The sequence below is a fragment of the Yersinia sp. KBS0713 genome (genome assembly GCF_005937895.2).
Classification (GTDB): Bacteria; Pseudomonadota; Gammaproteobacteria; order Enterobacterales; family Enterobacteriaceae; genus Yersinia; species Yersinia bercovieri.
In genome coordinates this window covers 4,374,062-4,398,616 of record NZ_CP042173.1, presented here as the reverse complement: position 1 = coordinate 4,398,616, position 24,555 = coordinate 4,374,062, and the positions used below count along the sequence as shown (strand labels likewise).

Here is a 24,555-nt window from a genome sequence, read left to right as displayed (position 1 = left end):
GTCAATCCCTTGCTACATCTGCGATATAACAGAAAATCACAGTGATAAAACATTGACTAAAACTATTTACTTTGAACCTTGTCACATAAATTGATATTGAGTTGACTAATTTCAGACTATTAGCTATTGATCTCGGAACTTTATATCAAAATAAATAGAATGCTGTTCCATAACTGATTTTTGTGTTTTTTAGATGGATATGTTTTTATTAAAATAAGGTGACTGTAATGAATATTAAATTATTATCTCTGGCAGTAGCATCACTTATCAGCACTAGTGCAATCGCCGTGACTATTGACTATCGCCATGAAATGCAAGACCAAAGTGGCAACAGCCATAAAGACCGTTTATTAATGTCTCACCGCTTCGCTAATGGCTTTGGATTATCGCTAGAGGGCAAGTGGAAAGGCGCTCAAGATAAAGATAAAGCATTTAACGAAACAGTCAGTAATGGGACTGAAGTTGTCGCCAGCTATGTCTATAAAATTGATAAGACATTCTCTATTGAACCCGGATTCTCATTAGATTCAAGTTCTACAGCTAACAGCTATCGCCCTTACCTGCGCGGCAAGGCGAATATCATTGACGATCTCTCTGTTTCATTACGTTATCGTCCTTATTACAAACGCACCAGCGCCAATATTAATACAAAAAAAGACACGTCTGAAAATGGTTATAATTTGACGAGTGTTATCAGCTATAAACTCGCCAAAGATTATCAATTAGATTATGAAATTGACTATAAAAAAGCCAATAAAGCCGGTGTCATATTAGCGAATAAAGAGAGCTATGACTGGACTCACGACTTAAAATTAACTTACAAGTGGGATAAGAGTTGGTCGCCTTATATGGCGGTCGGTAATGTCTCTGGCAGTAAAGATACCAGCGAACGCCAGACTCGTTATCGCGTAGGGATAAAATACAGCTTCTGATTTATCACTGAAATCATCAGATTCTGATCTCTGGGGTCACACCTCACCATAACGATTTTTGACAGGTAAAAAAGTAATGAAAAAAAGAGCATTATTTTTGAGTATGGCTGCGCTGGCGACGTTATATATACCCGCCGGGCAAGCAGCAGATGCTGATCGCCTGACGGTGGTAAAGCAGTATGTCGATAATGTGTTGAGCAAAGCGTCGGATACTTATCACGGTGATAAGCCCAGCCCGTTACTGGCAGATGGTGTTGACCCCCGTACCGGACAGCAGTTGGAATGGATTTTCCCCGATGGCCGTCGGGCCGTGTTATCAAACTTCTCCGCGCAACAAAACCTGATGCGAGTCATGAGTGGTCTGAGCCAGTTGAGTGGCGATAATCGCTATCAACAGCGTGCTGAAGATATCGTCCGCTACCACTTCCAGAATTATCAAGACCCAAGTGGCTTACTCTACTGGGGCGGTCACCGTTTTGTTGATCTGAAAACACTGCAACCCGAAGGGCCGAGTGAAAAAGAGATGGTGCATGAGCTGAAAAATGCCTATCCCTACTATGACCTAATGTTCAGCGTCGACCGCGATGCCACCGCCCGCTTTATTCGTGGCTTCTGGAACGCCCATGTCTATGACTGGCGCATTCTTGAAACCAGCCGCCACGGTGAATATGGCAAGAAGATGGGGGAGTTGTGGGAGAGTAAATTCGAGCAACAGCCACCTTTCTTTGCCACCAAAGGGCTGAGTTTCCTCAATGCGGGTAATGACCTGATCTATTCAGCTTCACTGCTCTACAAACATCAGCAGGATCAAGGGGCATTGGTGTGGGCTAAGCGTCTGGCAGACCAATATGTGTTGCCCCGTGATGCTAAAACGGGTCTGGGGGTCTATCAGTTTACCCAAGCTCTGAAACGCGAAGAGCCAACGGATGATGCTGATACGCACTCCAAGTTTGGTGACCGCGCACAACGCCAGTTCGGGCCTGAGTTTGGCCCCAGCGCGCTGGAGGGCAATATGATGCTCAAAGGGCGTACCAGCACGCTTTACTCTGAAAATGCGCTGATGCAGTTGCAACTGGGTAAGGATTTGGGTGCTCAAGGGCAGGATTTACAGCAATGGACGGTAGATGGCCTAAAAGCGTTCGCCAAATATGCTTATAACGATCAGGACAATACTTTCCGTCCGATGATTGCCAATGGACAGGACTTATCAAATTACACGCTGCCACGTGATGGATATTACGGCAAAAAAGGCACGGTGATTAAGCCGTACAAAGCAGGTAACGAATTCCTGATCTCGTATGCTCGTGCCTACGCCATTGATAACGATCCGTTATTGTGGAAAGTGGCACGCGGTATTGCCAGTGATCAGGGGCTAGGTGATATTGGCACCGCTCCAGGTAAGGCGATGAAAATTAAGCTGGATACCACCAACAGTGATCCCTATGCCCTGTTTGCGTTGCTGGACCTCTACAATGCCAGTCAGGTTGCTGACTACCGGTTATTGGCAGAGAAAATCGGCGATAACATTATTAAAACCCGCTACATCAACGGCTTCTTTATGGCCTCTCCGGATCGTCAATATGCCGATGTCGATGCTATCGAGCCTTACGCTTTACTGGCGCTGGAAGCTTCACTGCGCAATAAGCCACAAGCCGTTGCCCCTTTCCTGAATGGTGCTGGCTTTACTGAGGGAGCTTACCGAATGGATGATGGTTCAGCGCGGATTTCAACCCGCGATAATGAGCTGTTCTTGCTCAATGTAGGTGAAAAGCTGCAACCGAACGGTCGTAAATAGTCCCAATGACGGCCCGTGCTGGGGTCGTTGTTGGGAAAAGTGCCGAGCAATGGCTTCCCAGGGTCTATCTGCTCGGCGCTTTTCCTCACGGGGCCAGTCATGGCCCCATCTTGAACAATCTCTAGCGCAACAAAGTGACTGCAACCGAGCTACTGCAACTGAGCGACAATCAGCGGCCAGCGGGCATCAAACTCTTGTGTTGGCCGATAGCGGAATTCAGAACGAACAAAGCGCGACAGCATCCCTTCACAAAAGGCTAGCAACTGTGTTGCCAGCAGAGCCTCATCATGGATAAAACCTTGCCCATCGCGCAGCTTTTTCTCGCGCAGAACCTGACGCAGTTGGACTTCAATACGCTCAAACAGCTGGTTAATCCGGCCTTGCAGGCGATCTTGTTCAAACATCAGTGCATGTCCAGTCATAATTCGGGTTAGCCCTGGGTTACGCTCCGCGAACCCTAATACCAGTAACAGGATCAAGCGGAGGCGATTGAACGTCTCTTTCTCATCTTGCAGAATCAAATTTATGCGGGACATCAAACTATCTTCAATAAACTCGATCAGGCTATCAAACATCCTCGTTTTACTGGGGAAATGCCGATAAAGCGCGGCTTCAGACACCCCCACATTGGCGGCGAGTTTGGCGGTAGTTATGCGTTGGCTACCATCGCTAGATTCCAGCATCTGCGCTAAAGCCTGCAAAATTTCCTCGCGCCTATTCCTTTTGGTATTTTCTTTTTCTGCCATGTCCGAGTAGACCCTTGCTAAAAATGACTTAATAACAAAAACCCCAATACCGGCCGCACTGGGTACCAAGCCCCGGCGGCTTATGTGATAGCTTTTTTACGGTATTGAGGTCTAGGGTAGGTTATTGGCGCCCAGAATGACCAAAACCACCAGTACCACGTTCACTCAGGTCAAAATCTTCAACCAGATTGAATTCTGCTTGTACAACAGGAACAAACACCATCTGGGCGATACGCTCACCGGGTTCGATAGTGAAAGGCTGCTGGCCACGGTTCCAGACTGACACCATCAACTGCCCCTGATAGTCGGAATCAATCAACCCAACCAGATTACCTAATACTACGCCGTGTTTATGTCCTAACCCAGAGCGAGGCAGAATCACTGCCGCCAGTGCGTTATCGGCGATATGTATTGCTAAACCTGTCGGTAATAATGTGGTTTGACCCGGCAGTAAATTCACTGATTCATCCAGACAGGCACGTAAATCTAGCCCAGCAGAACCTTCGGTTGCATAGGTTGGTAGCGGAAATTCATTGCCAACACGTGGGTCCAGAATTTTAATGTCGATTTTTTTCATCATAACGGCTGACAATCTCGTCTATTAAACGCTGACTGAGGAGGTGCTTATCGCTGAGCGGTAAACGTTTCTCTCCAGCCGGCCAAAAAAGGTGCAAGGCATTGGTATCACTGTTAAAACCATGCTCTGCGAGCGATACATCATTAGCGCAAATAAGATCCAGACTCTTTCGCGCTAGTTTTTGTCGCGCGTATTCTTCCACATTCTGGGTTTCGGCAGCAAATCCAACCACAAATGGACGATTTTTAGCCATTGAGGCTACCCCAGCCACAATGTCTGGGTTTTTCACTAACTTAAGGGTAATTTCATCGCCCTGCTTTTTTATTTTCTCGTCAGAAATTTGCTCAGCGCGGTAATCTGCTACCGCAGCACAAGAAATAAAAATATTCTGCTGGGCGGCTAAATTCTGAACGGCTTGCTGCATTTCAAGCGCACTGACAACATCAATACGGTCAACCCCTGCGGGCGTTGGGAGATTTACCGGCCCCGCAACTAACGTCACCTTCGCCCCTCTTGCGGCGGCTGCCTGCGCAATGGCGAATCCCATCTTGCCGGAACTTTGGTTGCTGATAAAGCGAACTGGATCAAGTGCTTCACGTGTTGGTCCTGCGGTAATCATGACACTCAAATGTTGCAGGTCTTGTTTTGCAGAAAAATGATCATGTGCCAGAGCGACGATTTCCAGCGGGTCTAACATTCTACCTGGCCCGATATCACCGCAAGCCTGACTGCCACTGTCAGGCCCCCACAATAGCACTCCACGGTTAGCGAGGGTCTGTAAGTTCGCTTGAGTTGCGGTGGCACGGTACATCTGTTGATTCATGGCGGGTACTGCCGCGACAGGTGCCGAAGTTGCCAGGCAAACCGTGGTCAGCAGGTCATTTGCCATGCCCGCAGCGACTCTGGCCAGCAAATCGGCAGTAGCGGGAGCCATAATCACTAAATCAGCCCATTTACCTAGCTCAATATGGCCCATAGCAGCTTCTGCCGCAGGATCGAGTAAATCATCAGAGACGGGATAACCCGAGACTGCCTGCAGTGTGAGTGGCGTAATGAACGCTTTGGCGGCAGCGGTCATCACCACCCGCACATCCGCGCCTCTATCACGTAAGCGGCGTACCAGCTCAGGTGATTTGTAGGCGGCGATACCGCCACTAATCCCGAGCACAATATGTTTGCCGGAGAGTCCCGTCATCATGATTGTCCGAATGAAAGCTGTAAGAGACGATATTTTAGCATAACAGCTGCGCAGATTAGCTATCAGGGCATCTCCTGATGCCATCAATCATCAAATTTGCGAGACGTTACGCATGCTGTTAATCATGGCGTCGCAGAGCATAAAACCTTCTGTCATGCTGTCCGCGCTGTTTGGGGATTACAGGAGCCAGGGGATGGATGAGTGGTATGGGCAGAGCGCCCCAAGAGAAAAATTACTAAAATATGGTGCCTCTGTGCTATCAGATGCCGAATTGCTCGCTCTTTTTCTGCGCACCGGTATTCCGGGGATGCATGTCATGAAGATGGCGGAATATTTGATTGAAACCTTCGGCTCGCTGCATGGGCTGATGTCTGCGGATTATCAGACGTTATGCGCCCAAAAGGGGATTGGCGCATCAAAATACAGTCAGATTCAGGCGATTGCGGAGCTGGCCAATCGCTGTTTTTCATCGCATTTGATGCAAGAAAGTGTCCTGCTTAATCCCGAGGTCACACAGCATTTTCTGCAAAATATTCTCTCTCACCGTGAGCGTGAGATTTTTTTAGTCATGTTTTTGGATAATCAGCATCGTGTTATTCGCCATGAAGAGATGTTTACTGGTACCATCAGCAGCGTTGAGGTCCATCCGAGAGAAATTGTGCGTGAAGCGCTGAAGGCGAATGCCGCCGCGCTGATTCTGGCGCATAATCACCCTTCGGGGCGAGCTGAACCGAGTCAAGCCGACCGTTTGATGACGCAGCAGGTGATAAAAGCCTGTTCATTATTAGATATTCGGGTACTCGATCATTTGGTAGTCGGTCGGGGTGAATGTGTCTCATTTGCTGAACGCGGATGGCTTTAGTGAAATAATAATTGATCCTTTTAGGATCTTTAGCTGTTCGGGACTTGAGCACTTACGCTTCAGAGCGTATACTACGCCACCTTTGAGAATCTTGGGTTTGGCGTGAAGAGCCTATCTCAGCAGGTTTATAACCTGGTGACAGGGGTTTCTGACCTGATGACAGTGAGTCTTCTCAGTGAATTTGCTGAGATGGGCTCTAAAGCCTGACGAGGCGGCCAAATCCTATACGAAGCTCGAGCTGATTTGATTTTTGGAGAATAGACATGTCCCGAGTCTGCCAAGTTACTGGCAAGCGCCCGGTGAGCGGTAACAACCGTTCCCACGCAATGAACGCGACCAAACGCCGTTTTCTGCCGAACCTTCACTCTCACCGTTTTTGGGTTGAGGGCGAGAAGCGCTTTGTAACTCTGCGTGTATCTGCTAAAGGTATGCGTGTTATTGATAAGAAGGGTATTGAAACGGTCTTGGCCGAACTTCGTACCCGCGGTGAGAAGTATTAAGGAACTGAATCATGGCTAAAGGTGTTCGCGAGAAGATCAAGCTGGTTTCTTCTGCTGGTACTGGTCACTTCTATACCACTACGAAGAACAAGCGTACTAAGCCGGAAAAATTGGAACTGAAGAAATTCGATCCAGTTGTCCGTCAACACGTGATCTACAAAGAAGCTAAAATTAAGTAATTTTAGTGGATTAAGAAAACCCGGCCTCGGCCGGGTTTTTTATTATATAAAGTACAGTGAGATACCACGAAGGGAGGATTGATGCCTGAATTACCAGAAGTTGAAACCAGCCGCCGCGGGATCGAACCCTATCTTGTCGGCCAGACGATTTTATATGCGGTGGTCAGAAATGCCCGCTTGCGCTGGCCGGTATCCGATGAAATTTTGGCACTTAGCGACCAGCCGGTACTGAGTGTTCGGCGTCGGGCTAAGTATTTACTGCTAGAACTCCCCACCGGCTGGATTATTGTGCATTTGGGGATGTCGGGCAGCTTACGCGTTTTGCCTGAAGAGACCGCAGCGGGAAAACATGATCATGTCGATTTGGTGATCAGCAATGGCAAAATATTGCGTTATACCGACCCACGCCGCTTTGGGGCCTGGTTATGGGCGACAGACCTTGAAACCAGTAACGTACTGGCACATTTAGGCCCAGAGCCGCTGAACGACGAATTTAACCCTCAATACTTGTTTGATAAATCACGTAATAAACGCACATTGGTTAAGCCGTGGTTGATGGATAACAAAGTGGTCGTTGGGGTTGGCAATATCTACGCCAGTGAATCTCTGTTTGCTGCCGGTATTTTGCCTGATCGTGCCGCTGGCTCCTTGACGCAAGCTGAGATTTCGCTACTGGTTGCAACGATAAAAGCGGTGTTATTGCACTCCATCGAGCAGGGTGGTACCACACTACGCGACTTTTTGCAGTCAGACGGTAAACCGGGTTACTTTGCGCAAGAGTTGCAGGTATATGGACGGGCGGGAGAGCCATGCCGCCGCTGTGGGCAACTGATTGAAATCGCGAAACATGGGCAGCGTAGCACCTTTTTTTGCCGCCACTGCCAAAATTAATTGCTTTGAATGAGCCGATGGTTAAGCCAGTTTAGCCAGCAGCGCCTTAGTTACTGGTGCTGGAAGGAAGGGGGTAATATCACCACCGTGGCGCGCCACTTCCTTTACCAGAGAAGAGGAGATAAACGACCATTTTTCTGATGGCATCAGAAATACACTCTCCAGTTTTGGCATCAAGTGGCGGTTCATATTTGCCAGTTGCCACTCATACTCGAAATCTGAGACCGAACGTAATCCCCGCACTAAAATATTCGCATTATTCTTTTTGGCAAACTCCGCCATCAGTTCACTGAACCCTAGCACTTCAACATTCTTAAGTGGCGCAGTCACTTGCTTTGCCAATGCGACCCGTTCGTCGAGGGTAAACATCGGTTTTTTGCTGGAACTGTCGGCGATAGCCAGAATCACATGGCTGAACATCATGGAGGCCCGTGTCACTAAGTCCAAATGCCCATTAGTCATTGGATCAAACGTCCCGGGATAGATGGCTTTAGTGGTCATGAATTCTCGCTTTTCTGATGTTGATGGCTCAATGCCCACAGGGCCGCATATTTATTAAAGGTATATTGTGCGTTTACCACCGCGAGCAAGAACCCCTGTTGACCATCGAGGAAACCGGCACGGAATAACCATGTCTTACAGAATGCCCCAAGAGTATGGCTAAGAATTGAAAAATAACTGCAACTTTTACCTTGTTGATAGCGTTGAGTCGCCCATGCTTCAGCGTAATTGAGCTGTTTACGTTGAAAAGTAAAGAAGTCGCGGCAAGTTAGATGCAGCAAATCGCCCGCCAACGGAATAACTTTGGCATAGCCACTGGCTAGTGATTCATGAACTAAATCGTCGTTGTAACGGAATTGGTGGTGCGGATATAACCGGGTGACTCTATCCGGATACCAGCCGCTATGGCGCATAAAGCGGCCTAAAAACAGATTCCGCCGTGCGCAGCTATAAACAGCGCCCTCTTCGGGGGCCAATAGCACGGTCTCAATTGCGGCTTTTAGCTCAGGGGTAACACGTTCATCAGCATCCAGCATCAGAATATAATCGCCACTGGCATATTGTTGGGCTAATTGCCGCTGTTTGCCATAACCTGGCCACTCCGTGTTGCTATGCACTTTAGCGCCATACTGCTGGGCCAGTGCGACGGTGTTATCTTCACTGCCTGAATCTAAGACGACTATTTCATCAGCCCAGCTAATGGATGCCAAACAATCTGCCAGCAGTGAGGCTTCATTCTTGGTAATCATCACAACTGACAGGCGTTTTTTTGCACTCATTAGTGGCTCCGTTGCGGTAGATAAGGCTCCAGCAAGTGTAATAGCCGTTGTAGTGCGCCCTGATTTTCATGCAGCACGTCAACCGCGTGGCGGCCATAATAGAGGCGGCAATCTTCATCAGTTAGCAGCATGGTTACCTCTTTCACCAGCGATAAGGTATCGGTGACGGTGATCAGCCCCTCAGCCTGTTCCAGCTTGGCACAGATATCTTTAAAGTTAAATGTATGTGGCCCCATCAGCACCGGTATTGCATGGGCCGCTGCCTCCAGCGGATTATGGCCACCACGTTCAACCAGACTACCGCCCACAAAGGCCAGATCGGCAATGCCGTACAACAGCATCAACTCACCCATGGTATCGCCAATCACGACCTGCGTACTGGTTGAGGGGATTTCGCCTTTGCTGCGTAATGTGTAACTCAGCCCTGCTTTCTGTGTCAGCTCGACCGCTTTCGGGAAGCGTTCAGGGTGCCGTGGCACCAAAATCAGCAGCAATGTTGGGAAGTGTTGCAATAATTGGCGGTGAGCTTCCAGCAAAATGGCTTCTTCGCCATCATGGGTACTGGTGGCAATCCATACCGGGCGATGCGCTGCCCATTGGCGGCGTAATGTCACCGCTCTGGCGGCTAATTCAGGGGTGACAGAAATATCAAATTTCAGGCTACCGGTTACTGTCAGTTGTGAGCGTCTGAGGCCCAGCTCGATGAAACGATCACCATCTTCTTGATTTTGTGCGGCGATTAGCGTGATGCGTTGCAGCATATTACGGATAAAACTGCCGATTTTTTTGTAGCCAGCGGCAGAGCGAGCAGATAGACGTGCATTGGCAATCACCAGCGGTATTTTACGGCGATGCAGTGCATTGATCAGGTTTGGCCACAGCTCTGTTTCCATAATAATGACCAGCTTAGGATTGACCTGATCTAAGAAGCGGTTCACCGAACCGGGAAGATCATAAGGCAGATAGACGTGGTGAACGTCTTTACCAAAAGCAGACTGGACCCGTTCGGAGCCAGTGGGGGTCATGGTGGTCACGGTAATGGGTAATGATGGATAGCGATGACGTAATGCCCTGACTAACGGAATCGCGGCCAGTGTCTCACCGACTGAAACTGAATGCAGCATGATGCCGCCAGCGACAACTTTACCGGCACAAAAACCATAACGTTCTCCCCAGCGCTTGCGATAAGCGGGGGCTTTACGGCTACGTAACAGCAACCGTAGCCAAATCAAAGGTTGAATAAGGTAGAGCAGTACCTGATATAAACGCAGCAACATTCTATCAATTTCATTTATATGGATTACTAATAATAATACCATATTTGTGCAAGAAAGGCTCTTTTCGGCTGGGCCAGGCTGATAGCCAGAATAGGGCCATGCCATTCATAAAAAGAATATAGAATTTTAACAATTTCAGTAAGTGAATGGACAAAAGTTGATTTAATAGATTTAGTAATGAGAATGGTTTTCATTAATGCCTGTGGGCGGTTAAAAATTTGGTGATAGGTGCTGTCAGTTCATTTTAGTGGCAGTTTTTTTACCTGACATTAGGCGTTAACTCAGTGAGTTGCTGTGGATTAATGAAATTTAAGTGTTATTGGGATTGTATTTCGTTCTTCATGCGTGAGCAGAGAAATTTAGATGGGATTATTCGTAATATGTGAGTGATTCTATTTTCTCAATGAGTTAAATAACCAATTAGCCATGTTTAACAATCATAAAGCTGATAACAATCGGCTCTGATAATTACCAGAGCCGATTGTTATTACAGAATAAATAGTGACTGGTGAAATTTTAAGCGTGTTTACGTGATGGGAAATAAGTAATTATTACTTATGAAATCAATGTTTCTAATCGCGTCATAATGGTTTCAGCAGTAATAGTATCCATACTTTTTTGCTCAGAAATAACGGCAATTTGATTTTCGCCATAGCCACCAATTAAGCCAGGGTCGGTCGGGCCGTACAGCGTAATATTGGGGCGACTGAGTGCGGCGGTTAGATGGCTAAGGCCAGTGTCAACGGACACCACTGCTTTTGCGCCCGCCAGCACTTCAGCCACCTGTTGGAGGCTGAGTTTAGGCAATACCTCAACATGAGGAGAGTGCTCCGCTAGCCGCAAAGCGCGCTGATACTCATGCTCTGCGCCCCAAGGTAATTTGATTTTTAGCCCCGTGGGGGCAATCAGATCAATGAGTTGCCGCCAGTGACTTTCGGGCCAGTGCTTACTGTCGCGAGTGGTTGCATGCAGGAAAACCAGATACTGACCGGCATCAGCGGGTAACTGGCTTAAAAATCGGGGCGCGATGGCGTAATCGCCATAACTTTCTGGCAGGTCATAACCCAGACTTTTGGCAAATAACTGGCGTGTGCGCTCCACCGCATGTTGCTTGGGGTCAATCTCATGGCGGCAGTTATAGAACCAACTGGCAAATGGCTCGCGAGCGCTTTTGCAATCCGGGCCATGCTTGACGCCCTTGGCGATGCGGGTAATTAGCGCAGCACTTTTAATCAGCCCCTGCGCATCGATCACCAAATCATAACTGCGCTGCTGCACAACACGTTTAAAATCACAGCGCTCCTGCCGAGTGTCAGTACCAAACCAGTTTTTGCGCCAACGGCGAATCGCCACTGGGATCACATTATCCACCGCCGGGTGCCAGGAGGGGATCTGGCTGAAACCCTCTTCGACCACCCAATCAAAGCGAATACCCGCAATGGCCTGCATGGCGTCTGTCAGCGCAGGTAATGCATGTAAAACGTCGCCCATTGAAGAGGTTTTAACGATCAATACGTGCATTAATCACCCTCTTTGGTGGAACATTTTTGCGCAGCGAGCTGCTTCTCAAGCGCATCCATCACTTGCTCTGGCTGGATATCAATCAAACTTTGATGATAGCCCTGTGCACTATCGCCTTTGCGCACTTTTTGATAGCCGGTAATCAGGCGAATGATGGTGGCTTTATCAGACAGTGGTGGGGTGAAATCTGGGCTGCTTGGGCCATATAAGGCGACCAATGGCTTATTTAATGCGGCGGCGACATGCATTAAACCGGAGTCATTGCTAACCACTGCGCTACAGGCTGCAATCAGCACGACGGCTTGTTCCAGCGATGTCTGGCCCGCCAGATTGAGGCAATATTCGCGCGAATCGTCGCCCAGAGAGTGGCGGATCTCCTCGCCAGCTTCGTTGTCTTTCGCTGAACCCAATAAGACGACTTGATAGCCCGCATCAATTAGTTTCTGCGCCAGCGCGGCGTAGTGATAGTGTGGCCAGCGTTTTGCTGGGCCAAACTCAGCACCGGGGCAGAACCCAATAATGGGTCGGTTATCGGTTAGATTAAATGACGCCGTGATTTCGGCGATCTCTTGGTCGCGAACCTGTAATTGCGGCCAGAGCAAAGGTTGCGGCAAATCAGCAGCCGACTGGACGCGTTCTTTATCATAGGCCAGCGCAACATAGCGCTGGACCATCATGGGGAAGGCCTCTTTATCCAGAATACGCATATCATTGAGCAAGAAATAGCGCATCTCGCCACGCCAGCCAATACGTTGCTTAATTCCTGAAAAGTAAGGTATTAGGGCAGATTTGAACGAATTTGGTAGAACATAGGCGCGATCATAGCCTGTTTCACGTAAAGCCAGCCCCAAGCGGCGGCGCTCCTCAAAAGCAAAAGCGCCATGCCCTAATGGCATTGGGATGGCGTGACGTACTTCCGGCATTCTGGCCAAAAGCGGACGGCACCACGCGGGGGCCATCACATCAATATCTGCTGCCGGATATTCGGCCTTCAGGGTGCGGTAAAGACTTTGCGACATCATCATATCGCCAACCCAAGAAGGGCCGATGACCAGTATTTTCATACCGTTTATCAATTCCTTGCAGCAAGTAATTTAGATCGGGCGATTGAGCCACGCCAGATATTCTTTGACGCCTTCAGCGACGGTTTTGAACGGCTTGTCATAACCGGCAGCACGCAAATGAGTGAGATCAGCTTGCGTGTATGCCTGATAGCGGCCTTTCAGTTTTTCTGGGAATTCAATGTACTCCACAGGCCCGCTTTGATGGAAATCCACCACCGCATCGGCGACAGCCTGGAAAGATTCAGCACGACCAGTACCGCAGTTGAAAATACCGGATACACCGTTTTGCCAGAACCACAGATTCACGTCAGCCACATCACCCACATAGATGAAATCGCGTTTGAAATTTTCACTGCCGGAGAACAACTTAGGATTTTCCCCTGCATTAATTTGGTTATTCAGGTGGAAAGCAACGCTGGCCATGCTGCCTTTATGGCTTTCACGTGGGCCATAAACGTTGAAATAACGGAAGCCACAAATCTGCGAATCAGCTTGCGGCAAGATCTCACGCACATACTGGTCGAATAAGAATTTGGAGTAACCATAAACATTAAGTGGTTGTTCGTACTGACGATCTTCGATGAAGTTATCAGTGCGCCCGCCGTAAGTAGCCGCAGAAGAGGCGTATAAGAATGGAATGCCGCGATCCAGGCAGAAGTGCAAGATATCTTTTGAATACTGATAGTTGTTATCCATCATATACTTGCCATCCCACTCGGTGGTGGAAGAGCAGGCACCTTCGTGGAAAATCGCGTCAATGTCACCCATATCGTCACCGGCAACAATACTGGCAACAAAATCTTCTTTATCCATGTAATCCGCGATATCCAGATCAACCAGATTGACGAATTTAGTGCCGTCTTTCAGGTTATCTACGACCAGAATATCTTTATAACCAATATTATTCAGTGCCTTAACAATATTGCTGCCAATGAAGCCGGCACCACCAGTGACGATAATCATCAGATTCACCCTTGTTAATTTGCCTGGTCGGGCACAATACCCGACACGCTAGTTGGCGTTATCATAACATTTCATCGGATAGCGCACAGCCGGAAGGGGGTTAATCTCTCGTTTTCTATGCTGCTTTAGGATTGTTCACCGTGATATGTGCTGCATTTTTTGCAATATAAGACAAGGTTACTCGTCAGTTCACTCGTCAGGCAGTAAAATGTCAGGCGAAACTGCCCATTCTGGAGATAACCCAATGTCCCTGCCTCGTGAGAGAAACCCGTTTTATCAGCAACTAGAACAACAACTCAAAACTACCCGTGCTGAAGGGTTGTATAAAAATGAACGGATCATCACTTCTGCCCAGCAAGCCGATATTTCTGTCGCTGATGGGAATCGCGTAATTAATTTCTGCGCCAATAACTATTTGGGCTTGGCAAACCACCCGCGACTGATTGCGGCGGCGAAAAAAGGCATGGATACTCATGGCTTTGGCATGGCCTCAGTGCGCTTTATCTGCGGCACTCAAGACACACACAAACAGCTTGAACAGAAGCTCGCCAGTTTCCTCGGCATGGAAGATGCCATTCTCTACTCCTCTTGCTTTGATGCCAATGGTGGTTTGTTCGAAACCTTACTGGGGCCAGAAGATGCCATTATTTCTGATGCGCTGAATCACGCTTCCATCATTGATGGAGTGCGGTTATGTAAAGCCAAGCGTTACCGCTATGCCAACAATGACATGAGCGAGCTGGAAGCACAGCTAAAACAAGCTAAAGCGGAGGGCGCGCGCCATATTATGATCGCCACTGACGGCGTGTTCTCCATGGACGGGGTGATCGCCAATCTGAAAGGCGTCTGTGATTTGGCAGATGAATATCAGGCATTGGTGATGGTCGATGACTCCCATGCGGTGGGCTTTGTCGGTGCTAATGGCCGTGGTACGCATGAATACTGCGAAGTGATGGGCCGCGTTGATATTATCACTGGTACTTTGGGTAAGGCGCTGGGCGGAGCATCAGGTGGTTACACCGCTGGTAGTAAAGAGGTGGTTGAGTGGTTGCGCCAGCGTTCGCGGCCCTATCTGTTCTCAAACTCATTAGCGCCAGCAATTGTTGCAGCTTCAATTGAAGTGTTATCGCTATTGGAGGATGGTGCTGAACTGCGCGATCGTCTATGGGCGAATGCCCGCTTATTCCGCGAGAAAATGAGTGCCGCCGGTTTCACCTTGGCCGGTGCTGACCACGCTATTATCCCAGTGATGCTGGGTGACGCGACATTGGCGCAAGAGTTTGCCAACGCGCTGCTGAAAGAGGGTATTTACGTCACCGGTTTCTTCTATCCGGTGGTGCCAAAAGGTCAGGCTCGCATCCGCACCCAGATGTCGGCAGACCACACGACAGAGCAGGTCGAGCGGGCTATCGAAGCCTTTGTGCGTATTGGTAAGCAACTTAACGTTATTGCGTAAGGAATGTCATGAAAGCACTGTCCAAGCTAAAAGCAGAAGAGGGTATTTGGATGACCGATGTGCCGCAGCCAGAGCTGGGCCACAACGACATCATGATCAAAATTCGCAAAACCGCTATCTGTGGCACTGATGTGCATATCTATAACTGGGATGAATGGTCGCAAAAAACCATCCCGGTGCCTATGGTGGTCGGCCATGAGTATGTGGGTGAAGTGGTCGCCATTGGTCAGGAAGTGAAAGGCTTTAATATTGGTGACCGGGTGTCTGGCGAAGGCCATATCACCTGCGGACATTGCCGTAACTGTCGTGGCGGTCGTACCCATTTGTGCCGCAATACAGTGGGTGTGGGCGTGAATCGCCCCGGCTCTTTTGCTGAGTTCCTGGTTATCCCGGCCTTTAATGCGTTCAAGATCCCAGACAATATTTCCGATGAGTTAGCCGCCATTTTTGACCCCTTCGGCAATGCCGTGCATACCGCCTTATCCTTTGATTTAGTGGGCGAAGATGTATTGGTTTCTGGCGCAGGCCCTATTGGTATCATGGCTGCTGCTGTCTGTAAGCATGTGGGCGCTCGCCATGTCGTTATCACTGACGTGAATGAGTACCGCTTGGATTTGGCGCGCAAAATGGGGGTAACGCGCGCGGTTAACGTCAGCAAAGAGAACCTGAATGATGTGATGGCAGAGCTGGGCATGACAGAAGGTTTTGATGTGGGCCTGGAGATGTCAGGTGCGCCGCCTGCATTCCGTTCATTACTTAACTCAATGAATCACGGCGGGCGTATTGCAATGCTGGGAATACCGCCTTCTGATATGTCGATCGACTGGAATCAGGTGATATTCAAGGGGCTGTTTATCAAAGGGATTTATGGCCGCGAGATGTTCGAAACCTGGTACAAAATGGCGGCATTGATTCAATCCGGCCTGGATTTAACTCCGATCATCACTCACCGTTTCTCCATTGATGAGTTCCAGGAGGGCTTTGATGCTATGCGTTCAGGTAAGTCGGGCAAGGTAGTATTAAGCTGGGACTAAAATAGCCTTCGGCCTTGCAGCCGCAGAGTTAAAAACGGGGCTGTCAGATAATGACAGCTCCGTTTTTTATTAGCCAATTACGGGTTATCCGTTTTTGGCTTCTCCACTTTTGGAATATCTATTTTTGGTGCATCTACTTTTGGTTCATCAACCGGCGCGATGGGTGCTGACGAGGTAAAATAGCGCTGAATAAAGCTTACAGCCGGACTTTGCATCAAGCTCTCGCCAATGACGCTAAACATCCTGCCGGCGTAGATTTTCTCAGGCACATAGCTGGCTTTCGCACTGCACTGCTTGATGGCTTTCAGGCGATCATTTTTCGCCGGTTCGCGCGGTTTTGACTTGCCCGGTGAGACCGTGCCACTGCCACTATTATTGTTTACCGGTTCATTCAGCAGTGCGCTAGGTCTGACCAATACAATGTCAGACGGCAACTGAGGCAACATCTGTTGCAGCACTTTAATGGTAGCGGGATGGGGATGCCCGATAGCAATGGCGGAGCCATTTCGGCGCGCCAGTTCTACTGCGCGGTTAAACTGCTGGCGGATCGCGGCTTCATTTTGTGAGTCATCCAGAAAGACTTTGCGCTTAATCACTTTGACGCCAGTGCCTTCGGCGGCTCTGCTGGCTTGACTATTGCCGATGGTCACACTGTCGAGGAAATAGAGCTGATAGTGTTCCAGCGCCTGCATCACTCTCTGCATACCCGGCAAACTGGAGGTCATCGCGCTGCCCATATGGTTATTCATCCCCTTCGCATAAGGGACATTACTCACCGCCTGGCGGATGATGCGCTGGATCTCTTCGCTACTCATTGATGGCTGCAATGTATCGCGCTCCAATGGCTGCTTGCTCAGGGGGGCCATGGGCAGGTGAATCAGAATTTCACGCCCTTGATTATGGGCTTTGACAGCCATCTCTCGGGCGTAGGGGGCATTAGGCAGGATAGCGACTGAAATAGGCAGCGGCATCTGCAACACCTTGTTTTCATTCTGGGGGCGATAACCAAAGTCATCAATCACGATTGAAAGTTTGCCCGCCTGTGCGGCGTTGGCGATCACGAGGGTGCTGACGATGATAAATAGGCGTGCGTTGAAATAGCGCAATAGGTGGTGCTCCCTAACGTTGTTCTCTATCTTCCTAACCAAGGTTGTGGGTTAACAGCTTGCCCCTGACGGCGAATTTCGAAATAGAGTGATGGCTCACCCTGACCGCCGCTGGTGCCAACAAGTGCTATCGGCTGACCGGCTTTCACTTGAGCACCGACATTGACCAGCGCACTCTGGTTGTAGCCGTATAGACTCATATCCCCTTTGCCGTGCTCGACCACCACGACCAGCCCATAGCCTTGTAGCCAGTCTGCCAGCAGCACTCGTCCATCTGCTATCGCTTTGACTTCGCTGCCCTCTGGCGCGGAGATAACCATACCTTTCCAGCGAAGTTCCCCTTGCAAGGATTCACCGAAGCGATGGGTCACGTTACCTCGTACCGGCCAGACAGCTTGACCACCTGGGCGACCGAGACCACCGGTTCGTGCCATTAATGAGCGCTCACTTTCACTCGGCTTATAGCTCGAGCCGGTTTTCTTGGCTTGTTGCTCTTTGGCTTTCACCTGTTCACGCACGCGGGCGGCTTCTTTCGCTTCCCGCTCAGCACGGGCTTTGGCTTCCCGCTCTGCTTTAGCTATCTGATCGCGCAAACGTGATTCGTTCAGTTTTAACTCCGCCAGACCCTGCTGATCTTTTTCCAGCGAAGCTTCCAGTGAGGTTAGGGTTTTTTTGCGTGCAGTGCGCGCCTGCTCCAGCTTCTGTTGCTGGTTTTTTTGTTCATCTAGCAGTGATTTTTGCTGATTTTGCTTCTGTTCTAGCGTCTTTTTCTCAGCCGAGAGATCCGCGCGGGTCTGTTGCAGCTCCTCAATGGATTTTTGTCGGGCTTCATTGAGATAACTGAAATAGGCCAAAATACGCTCACTACGCTGACTCTCTTCACCACTTAAAATAAGCTGTAAACCACTGTGCTGGCCTTGCTTAAAGGCGGCATCAAGTTGTTTAGACAGTATATTTTGTTGCTGAGATTGTTGGCTTTGCAATTTGGCAATTGAAGCGGTGAGACTGGCGATCTCTTTGTCTAGTGTGGTCAGAGTACCTTGGGTGTCACGCAGGCTACGACTGGCCTGGGCAATGGTATTCTCCTGCTGTTTCAGCTGATCCAGCAATGAACTGCGTTGCTGTTTTTGTTGCTGAACACTTTTTTCTTTCTCGGCGATATCCTGCTGCAGTGTTTTCAGCTGGTTTTTGTTCTCTGCTGTTTTCGCGGTCGCAGGGGCATCGGCAGCACTGACGGATAATGGCAATAGCAATACGCCAGCGCAAAAAACGCTGGCGTACAGTGCTGACCACGGACGACGGACAAACTTATTTGGCAACAGAGAAATTGACTCTTTGCTGCCAGTAATAACGTCGGCCGGGGCCATTGGTATCGTGAATGTCGCTTTTTCCTTCATAACGAAGGATTATTCCACGATGAACAGCGGCTTACCAGTCATCTCTTGCGGGATTTCCATTTCCATCAGTGACAGCATGGTTGGCGCGATATCAGAGAGTTTACCGCCTTCAACCGCTTTAACCCCTTTATTGCCGACATAAATTAGTGGCACCGGCAGGCTGGTATGGGCAGTGTGCGCCTGGCCGGTTGCCGGGTCGCGCATCTGCTCAGCATTGCCGTGGTCAGCGGTGATCAGCAATTGACCGTCAGCGGCTTTTACCGCAGCAACCACTTGCTCAATGCAATTATCCAGTGTTTCTACTGCTTTCACCGCAGCATCATAATCGCCGGTATGGCCGACCATATCGCCATTTGGATAGTTACAAATGATCACATCATATTTGCCGCTGCCGATAGCCGCGACCAGTTTTTCAGTCAGTTCTGCTGAACTCATTTCAGGTTGCAGGTCATAAGTCGCCACTTTCGGCGAGTTAATCAAAATGCGGTCTTCACCTTTAAACGGCTCTTCAACGCCGCCGTTATAGAAGAAAGTCACGTGAGCATATTTCTCAGTTTCAGAAATGCGCAACTGAGTTTTGTCATGCTTCATCAACCACTCACCGAAGGTATTCTCCAGTGATGCTGGTGGGTAAGCGCAGGCGACTTTGATGTCCGCAGCATACTCTGTCAACATGACGAAATCGCCGAAGTTAACCACTTTATCGCGTTTGAAGCCGTCGAAATCGGCATTAACAAAGGCGCGGGTAATTTGACGGGCGCGGTCAGCACGGAAGTTCATGAAGATTAATGCATCGCCATCATTCATGGTGGCATCAGCTTCACCTGCCGCTTGAATCACGGTCGGCTTAACAAATTCATCATTTTCATTGCGGGCGTAGGCGGCTTGCAGGCCAGCGACGGCGTTATCTGCGATGAATTCGCCTTTTGCTTGCGTCATCAAATCGTAGGCCAGCTGCACACGATCCCAGCGGTTATCACGGTCCATGGCGTAGTAACGACCAATAATCGACGCGATGCGGCCTTTACCCAATGCTGCAAACTGCTCAGTGAATCGTTTCAGCGACGGCTCAGCACTACGCGGCGGGGTGTCACGGCCATCGAGGAAAGCATGTAGGTAGATGGCGGTCGCGCCGCGTTTGGCGGCTAACTCAACCATGGCACGAATGTGCTCTTCGTGGCTATGAACGCCGCCAGCAGAGAGCAGACCCATGATATGAACCGCTTTACCGGCTTTAACCGCTTTATCAATGGCGGCGGTCAGGGTCTGGTTGGTGAAAAAGTCACCCTCTTTGATCTCTTTGTCGAGGCGGGTCAAGTCCTGATAGACAATACGGCCAGCGCCCAGATTGACGTGACCCACTTCAGAGTTACCCATTTGACCATCGGGCAGGCCGACATCCAGACCTGAGGCGGCGATCAATGTGTGAGGTTGTTGCTGCCATAAACGGTCCATAACCGGCGTTTTGGCATTCAGAATGGCATTATCCTGCTGTTCTTCGCGGTGACCGTAGCCATCCAGAATAGTCAGAACCAGTGGTTTTTTAGTGCTCGACATTGCATAACCTCTTTCTTGTTCTATTGGGTATATATGTAGCTATTGGGGATATATGTTGAAAGGCGGTAATTTACTATAAAACCGGTTAAAAATAGCCCAAAGAGATCAACATTGGTGCGGGGTTTTGCGTAAAAAACACTATTTAGGCGACAAAACTTCCCGAGACTGCTCGCAGTTTCTGCAATAGCGCTTGCATATTGGCTGTATTTGCCGCATCGCGCAGGTATACTCTGTGGCCTTGAATATTATCCCCTAACTAACGGGAGTTTTTACCCCCATGTTGCAAGAGATTATGCAATTCATTAGCCAGCATCCAGTTTTGAGTCTGGCCTGGGTGGCGTTACTTGTCGCCGTAATTTTCACCACCTTCAAAAGTTCTCTCTCCAAAGTGAAAGAGATAACCCGTGGTGAAGCGACGCGTCTGATTAACAAAGAAGATGCGGTTGTGGTTGATGTCCGCACACGTGATGACTATCGCAAAGGTCATATTGCCAGTTCCCTTAATTTGCTTCCGAGCGACATTAAAAACGGTAACCTGGCTGAGTTGGAAAAGCACAAAGCACAGCCTATTATTGTAGTTTGTGCCACAGGAACCACCTCCCGCGCTTCTGCTGAGTTGCTGAATAAAGCCGGTTTTGAACGAGTCTATACCTTGAAAGAGGGTATCTCCGGCTGGAGTGGCGAGAATCTGCCACTGGCGCGCGGCAAGTAATTACGATACAAATTTTGCTATATCAATAAATTGTAAAATTAACTGAGGTGTATCCATGGCGAAGATTGAGATTTATACCAAAGCAACCTGCCCGTTCTGTCACCGTGCCAAGGCACTGCTGAACAGTAAAGGTGCCGCTTTCCATGAAATCGCAATTGATAATGAGCCGGCCAAACGTGAAGAGATGATTGCTCGTAGCGGGCGGACGACGGTGCCTCAGATATTTATTGATGGGCAGCATATCGGTGGCTGTGATGATTTACACGCCCTGGATGCGCGCGGTGGGCTAGACCCGCTGCTTTAACTCGTCAGTGGGCCACAGTCATTAATTGAAAGAGCCCACGGCGGCAGTGCTGTTTAATAAGGACGTCTAACTTTAGGGTATCTATACACATGTCAGAGCAAAACAACACCGAAATGGCTTTTCAGATCCAACGTATCTACACCAAGGATATCTCCTTCGAGGCACCTAATGCTCCGCAGGTTTTCCAGCAGGATTGGCAGCCAGAAGTTAAACTTGATCTTGATACTGCTTCCAGTCAGCTGGCTGAAGATGTGTATGAAGTGGTACTGCGTGTTACGGTAACTGCCTCTTTAGGCGAAGAAACTGCATTCCTGTGTGAAGTTCAGCAAGGCGGTATCTTCTCCATCGCAGGTATCGACGGCACCCAACTGGCCCATTGCTTAGGTGCATACTGCCCGAACATTCTGTTCCCGTATGCTCGCGAATGCATCACCAGCCTGGTTTCTCGCGGTACTTTCCCACAGCTGAATCTGGCACCGGTTAACTTTGATGCCCTGTTCATGAACTATCTGCAACAGCAGGCTGAAGGCGAAGGTGCAGAACAACGTCAGGATGCCTGATGAACACCACCCATGCTTCAATGACTGTCATCGGTGCCGGATCTTACGGCACCGCATTAGCCATTACGCTAGCGCGTAATGGCCATCAAGTTGTGTTATGGGGTCATGACCCTAAGCACATTCAGCTGCTGCAACACGACCGCTGTAACCAGGCTTTCCTGCCCGATGTCCCTTTCCCTGATACTTTGCTGCTGGAGACGGATCTGGCACGTGCGCTGGCAGCCAGCCGTGATGTGTTGGTCGTTGTGCCGAGCCATGTTTTTGGGGCGGTGTTGCACCAGTTGAAACCGCATTTACGCAAAGATGCACGCATTGTCTGGGCCACCAAAGGGCTTGAGGCCGAAACCGGGCGCTTGCTACAAGATGTCGCGCGGGAAGTGTTGGGTGAGAGCATCCCGCTAGCTGTTGTCTCCGGCCCCACCTTTGCCAAAGAGCTAGCCGCCGGCTTACCGACCGCGATCGCATTGGCCTCAACCGATGCGAGGTTCAGCGAAGATTTGCAACAGCTGTTGCACTGTGGCAAAAGTTTCCGGGTGTACAGCAATCCTGATTTTATCGGGGTGCAGCTGGGGGGCGCGGTTAAAAACGTGATTGCGATTGGTGCGGGGATGTCCGATGGCATTGGCTTTGGCGCGAATGCCCGTACTGCGCTGATCACCCGTGGCTTGGCTGAAATGACCCGTCTGGGTTCTGCATTGGGCGCGGATCCCTCCACCTTTATGGGCATGGCAGGATTAGGTGATTTGGTGCTAACCTGCACTGATAACCAATCCCGTAACCGCCGATTTGGCATCATGCTGGGTCAGGGATTAGGGGTACAAGAAGCACAGGACAGCATTGGTCAAGTGGTTGAAGGTTACCGCAACACCAAGGAAGTTCTGGCATTGGCACAGCGTCATGGTGTAGAGATGCCAATAACCGAACAGATTTATCAGGTGTTGTATTGCCACAAAAATGCCCGTGAAGCGGCATTGACTCTGTTGGGGCGGACCAAAAAAGATGAAAAAAGCGGCATTTAGCCAATGAGGTTATTTGCCTGCAATAAGTTCTGGGCTGAAATAAAATAATAACGATATATCCAACGTCACTGGGGTTGTGGCCTCAGGGAGTTAGGGTATCAGTTGCTTCGGCCGTTCCCCGAAGTGACCTGTTTATGGGCAGGAGTATGCAATGTCGTCAGAAGAGTTAGAGCTGGTCTGGAGTAGCATTAAATCAGAAGCCAGAGCGCTGGCTGAGTGTGAACCAATGCTGGCAAGTTTTTTTCACGCGACATTATTGAAGCATGAAAATTTAGGCAGTGCGCTGAGCTATATTCTGGCAAATAAACTGGCTAATCCAATCATGCCTGCGATTGCCATTCGTGAGGTGGTAGAGGATGCCTATCGCGCGGATGAACAGATGATTGTCTCCGCTGCTCGCGATATTTTGGCTGTACGCTTGCGTGACCCCGCTGTTGATAAATACTCCACGCCGCTGCTGTATCTTAAAGGCTTCCACGCGTTACAGGCATACCGTATCGGGCATTGGCTGTGGGCGAAAGATCGTAAAGCGCTGGCAATTTATCTACAAAATCAAGTGTCTGTCGCTTTTGGTGTGGATATCCACCCTGCGGCGACCATTGGTTGTGGCATTATGTTAGACCACGCCACCGGTATTGTCATTGGTGAAACCGCCGTCGTTGAGAATGATGTCTCCATCCTGCAATCCGTTACCCTCGGCGGTACCGGCAAAACCAGTGGTGACCGCCATCCAAAGATCCGCGAAGGTGTGATGATTGGTGCTGGCGCGAAAATTCTGGGGAATATTGAAGTCGGGCGTGGTGCCAAAATTGGCGCTGGGTCAGTGGTGTTACAATCCGTCCCCGCACATACCACCGCCGCTGGCGTGCCTGCGCGTATCGTGGGTAAACCAGAGAGCGATAAACCTTCGTTGGATATGGATCAGCATTTCAATGGGGCTGGGCATGGTTTTGAGTACGGCGACGGTATCTGACTATCAGAAACGGTGAGGACAGACGGAAGAGTAAAGCGTCCGCGCCATGGACGGCGCGGCTCGAGCTATCAGGGGTGATTTTACGGCGTCTTTACGATCCGCCTGTTCTCTCCGCTGCTGGCACTTTGTCAATAATCCCAACTACTCTTTCAGTAACGCACCCGGATAACCCAACTGCCGCCAGGCCTCATACACCACCACTGACACGGCATTTGACAGATTCATGCTGCGGCTATCGGCTTGCATCGGAATTCTGATTTTCTGCTGAGCGGGCAACACATCCAGAACCCTAGCGGGTAAACCTCGGGTTTCAGGGCCAAACAGCAGGTAATCATTAGCCTGATAGCTGACGGCGCTGTGGGCGGGTGTCCCTTTGGTGGTCAAGGCAAATAAGCGGGCGGGTGTTGCCCCGGCAGATTGTGCGCCATCAAGTTTTTCACTATCCAAAAATGCTTGGTAATCATGGTGATGCTTGATACTGGCAAACTCATGATAATCAAGACCCGCACGGCGTAAGCGTTTGTCATCCCAGGTGAAACCCAAAGGTTTAATCAGATGAAGTTGGCAGCCGGTATTCGCACATAACCGGATGATATTACCGGTATTGGGCGGGATTTCGGGTTCAAATAAAACGATATTAAGCATATGTCCC

General features: G+C 49.5%; 26 protein-coding genes. 13 read left to right on the top strand and 13 right to left on the bottom strand.

All coding sequences use genetic code 11. The features are described from left to right. Positions 1-227 precede the first annotated feature (227 nt). Both FFE93_RS20830 and FFE93_RS20825 read left to right on the top strand, forming a co-directional pair. Positions 228-932 (top strand): oligogalacturonate-specific porin KdgM family protein, encoded by a 705-nt coding sequence (locus FFE93_RS20830; RefSeq protein WP_005273685.1) that lies wholly within the window; start codon positions 228-230, stop codon positions 930-932. A gap of 76 nt (positions 933-1,008) precedes the next feature. Then, entirely contained in the window at positions 1,009-2,727 is a 1,719-nt protein-coding gene (locus FFE93_RS20825; RefSeq protein ID WP_032897631.1) for a pectate lyase, read from the top strand. 149 nt (positions 2,728-2,876) lie between these two features. Here FFE93_RS20825 and slmA read toward each other — a convergent pair whose 3' ends face one another. From slmA to coaBC, 3 genes are all read right to left on the bottom strand, one after another. Next, the gene (gene slmA / locus FFE93_RS20820; protein WP_004714376.1) at positions 2,877-3,473 is read right to left on the bottom strand and encodes a nucleoid occlusion factor SlmA; all 597 of its coding nucleotides are present in this window, start codon (positions 3,471-3,473) and stop codon (positions 2,877-2,879) included. Between the two features lie 121 nt (positions 3,474-3,594). Then, complete coding sequence (gene dut, locus FFE93_RS20815; protein ID WP_032897629.1) at positions 3,595-4,053, bottom strand: dUTP diphosphatase; 459 nt, start codon at positions 4,051-4,053, stop codon at positions 3,595-3,597. Beyond that, positions 4,031-5,248, bottom strand: coding sequence for a bifunctional phosphopantothenoylcysteine decarboxylase/phosphopantothenate--cysteine ligase CoaBC (coaBC, locus tag FFE93_RS20810; RefSeq protein WP_005273680.1), 1,218 nt, complete (start codon positions 5,246-5,248; stop codon positions 4,031-4,033). The genes dut and coaBC overlap by 23 nt, the downstream gene beginning before the upstream one ends. 193 nt (positions 5,249-5,441) lie before the next feature. On the opposite strand from coaBC, the gene radC reads away from it, so the two are divergent. From radC to mutM, 4 genes are all read left to right on the top strand, one after another. Further along, the gene (radC, locus tag FFE93_RS20805; protein ID WP_032897627.1) at positions 5,442-6,110 is read left to right on the top strand and encodes a RadC family protein; all 669 of its coding nucleotides are present in this window, start codon (positions 5,442-5,444) and stop codon (positions 6,108-6,110) included. A 263-nt stretch (positions 6,111-6,373) separates the two neighbouring features. After that, the gene (gene rpmB / locus FFE93_RS20795; protein ID WP_019213058.1) at positions 6,374-6,610 is read left to right on the top strand and encodes a 50S ribosomal protein L28; all 237 of its coding nucleotides are present in this window, start codon (positions 6,374-6,376) and stop codon (positions 6,608-6,610) included. Between the two features lie 11 nt (positions 6,611-6,621). Beyond that, entirely contained in the window at positions 6,622-6,789 is a 168-nt protein-coding gene (gene rpmG / locus FFE93_RS20790; protein ID WP_004392084.1) for a 50S ribosomal protein L33, read from the top strand. 81 nt (positions 6,790-6,870) lie between these two features. Continuing rightward, positions 6,871-7,680, top strand: coding sequence for a bifunctional DNA-formamidopyrimidine glycosylase/DNA-(apurinic or apyrimidinic site) lyase (gene mutM, locus FFE93_RS20785; protein ID WP_005273673.1), 810 nt, complete (start codon positions 6,871-6,873; stop codon positions 7,678-7,680). 21 nt (positions 7,681-7,701) lie between these two features. On the opposite strand, the gene coaD is transcribed toward mutM, so the two are convergent. The 6 genes from coaD to rfaD form a co-directional block, all read right to left on the bottom strand. Next, positions 7,702-8,181: a pantetheine-phosphate adenylyltransferase gene (gene coaD, locus FFE93_RS20780; RefSeq protein WP_049602814.1), complete on the bottom strand. Its 480-nt coding sequence runs from the start codon at positions 8,179-8,181 to the stop codon at positions 7,702-7,704. Beyond that, complete coding sequence (locus FFE93_RS20775) at positions 8,178-8,960, bottom strand: glycosyltransferase family 2 protein (protein WP_032897620.1); 783 nt, start codon at positions 8,958-8,960, stop codon at positions 8,178-8,180. The genes coaD and FFE93_RS20775 overlap by 4 nt, the downstream gene beginning before the upstream one ends. After that, positions 8,960-10,237, bottom strand: a complete 1,278-nt coding sequence (gene waaA / locus FFE93_RS20770) for a lipid IV(A) 3-deoxy-D-manno-octulosonic acid transferase (protein WP_032897618.1) — start codon at positions 10,235-10,237, stop codon at positions 8,960-8,962. Before waaA ends, FFE93_RS20775 begins: the two co-directional genes overlap by 1 nt. A 555-nt stretch (positions 10,238-10,792) precedes the next feature. Next, the gene (rfaC, locus tag FFE93_RS20765) at positions 10,793-11,758 is read right to left on the bottom strand and encodes a lipopolysaccharide heptosyltransferase RfaC (RefSeq protein ID WP_138775930.1); all 966 of its coding nucleotides are present in this window, start codon (positions 11,756-11,758) and stop codon (positions 10,793-10,795) included. Further along, positions 11,758-12,822: an ADP-heptose--LPS heptosyltransferase RfaF gene (rfaF, locus tag FFE93_RS20760; RefSeq protein WP_005273667.1), complete on the bottom strand. Its 1,065-nt coding sequence runs from the start codon at positions 12,820-12,822 to the stop codon at positions 11,758-11,760. Before rfaF ends, rfaC begins: the two co-directional genes overlap by 1 nt. A gap of 30 nt (positions 12,823-12,852) precedes the next feature. Further along, the gene (gene rfaD / locus FFE93_RS20755) at positions 12,853-13,785 is read right to left on the bottom strand and encodes an ADP-glyceromanno-heptose 6-epimerase (RefSeq protein ID WP_049602811.1); all 933 of its coding nucleotides are present in this window, start codon (positions 13,783-13,785) and stop codon (positions 12,853-12,855) included. Positions 13,786-14,029: 244 nt separating this feature from the next. On the opposite strand from rfaD, the gene kbl reads away from it, so the two are divergent. Both kbl and tdh read left to right on the top strand, forming a co-directional pair. Then, positions 14,030-15,241 carry a glycine C-acetyltransferase gene (gene kbl / locus FFE93_RS20750; RefSeq protein WP_138775928.1) on the top strand — a complete coding sequence of 404 codons (1,212 nt, stop codon included), beginning with the start codon at positions 14,030-14,032 and terminating at the stop codon, positions 15,239-15,241. A gap of 8 nt (positions 15,242-15,249) precedes the next feature. Then, entirely contained in the window at positions 15,250-16,275 is a 1,026-nt protein-coding gene (tdh, locus tag FFE93_RS20745; protein WP_005273661.1) for an L-threonine 3-dehydrogenase, read from the top strand. Positions 16,276-16,352: 77 nt separating this feature from the next. On the opposite strand, the gene FFE93_RS20740 is transcribed toward tdh, so the two are convergent. Genes FFE93_RS20740 through gpmM form a run of 3 tightly spaced genes read right to left on the bottom strand, consistent with a single transcriptional unit; the run spans position 16,353 to position 20,335 of the window. Beyond that, entirely contained in the window at positions 16,353-17,381 is a 1,029-nt protein-coding gene (locus FFE93_RS20740) for a divergent polysaccharide deacetylase family protein (RefSeq protein WP_138775926.1), read from the bottom strand. Positions 17,382-17,407: 26 nt separating this feature from the next. Continuing rightward, on the bottom strand, positions 17,408-18,748 hold the full coding sequence (gene envC / locus FFE93_RS20735) for a murein hydrolase activator EnvC (protein ID WP_005273654.1): 1,341 nt from the start codon (positions 18,746-18,748) through the stop codon (positions 17,408-17,410). 39 nt (positions 18,749-18,787) lie between these two features. Further along, positions 18,788-20,335 (bottom strand): 2,3-bisphosphoglycerate-independent phosphoglycerate mutase, encoded by a 1,548-nt coding sequence (gene gpmM / locus FFE93_RS20730; RefSeq protein WP_049602807.1) that lies wholly within the window; start codon positions 20,333-20,335, stop codon positions 18,788-18,790. 277 nt (positions 20,336-20,612) lie between these two features. On the opposite strand from gpmM, the gene FFE93_RS20725 reads away from it, so the two are divergent. The 5 genes from FFE93_RS20725 (at position 20,613) to cysE (ending at position 23,903) form a co-directional block, all read left to right on the top strand. Next, positions 20,613-21,047, top strand: a complete 435-nt coding sequence (locus tag FFE93_RS20725) for a rhodanese-like domain-containing protein (protein WP_005273648.1) — start codon at positions 20,613-20,615, stop codon at positions 21,045-21,047. 55 nt (positions 21,048-21,102) lie between these two features. Continuing rightward, positions 21,103-21,351, top strand: a complete 249-nt coding sequence (gene grxC, locus FFE93_RS20720) for a glutaredoxin 3 (RefSeq protein WP_005273645.1) — start codon at positions 21,103-21,105, stop codon at positions 21,349-21,351. Positions 21,352-21,440: 89 nt separating this feature from the next. Beyond that, on the top strand, positions 21,441-21,911 hold the full coding sequence (gene secB / locus FFE93_RS20715) for a protein-export chaperone SecB (RefSeq protein ID WP_005164715.1): 471 nt from the start codon (positions 21,441-21,443) through the stop codon (positions 21,909-21,911). Further along, positions 21,911-22,930, top strand: coding sequence for an NAD(P)H-dependent glycerol-3-phosphate dehydrogenase (gpsA, locus tag FFE93_RS20710; protein ID WP_005273641.1), 1,020 nt, complete (start codon positions 21,911-21,913; stop codon positions 22,928-22,930). The genes secB and gpsA overlap by 1 nt, the downstream gene beginning before the upstream one ends. A gap of 151 nt (positions 22,931-23,081) precedes the next feature. Further along, positions 23,082-23,903 carry a serine O-acetyltransferase gene (gene cysE, locus FFE93_RS20705; RefSeq protein WP_005273637.1) on the top strand — a complete coding sequence of 274 codons (822 nt, stop codon included), beginning with the start codon at positions 23,082-23,084 and terminating at the stop codon, positions 23,901-23,903. A 141-nt stretch (positions 23,904-24,044) separates the two neighbouring features. Here the strand turns inward: cysE and trmL are convergent, their stop codons facing one another. Continuing rightward, positions 24,045-24,548 (bottom strand): tRNA (uridine(34)/cytosine(34)/5-carboxymethylaminomethyluridine(34)-2'-O)-methyltransferase TrmL, encoded by a 504-nt coding sequence (gene trmL, locus FFE93_RS20700; RefSeq protein WP_005273635.1) that lies wholly within the window; start codon positions 24,546-24,548, stop codon positions 24,045-24,047. Between the last annotated feature and the right edge of the window lie 7 nt (positions 24,549-24,555).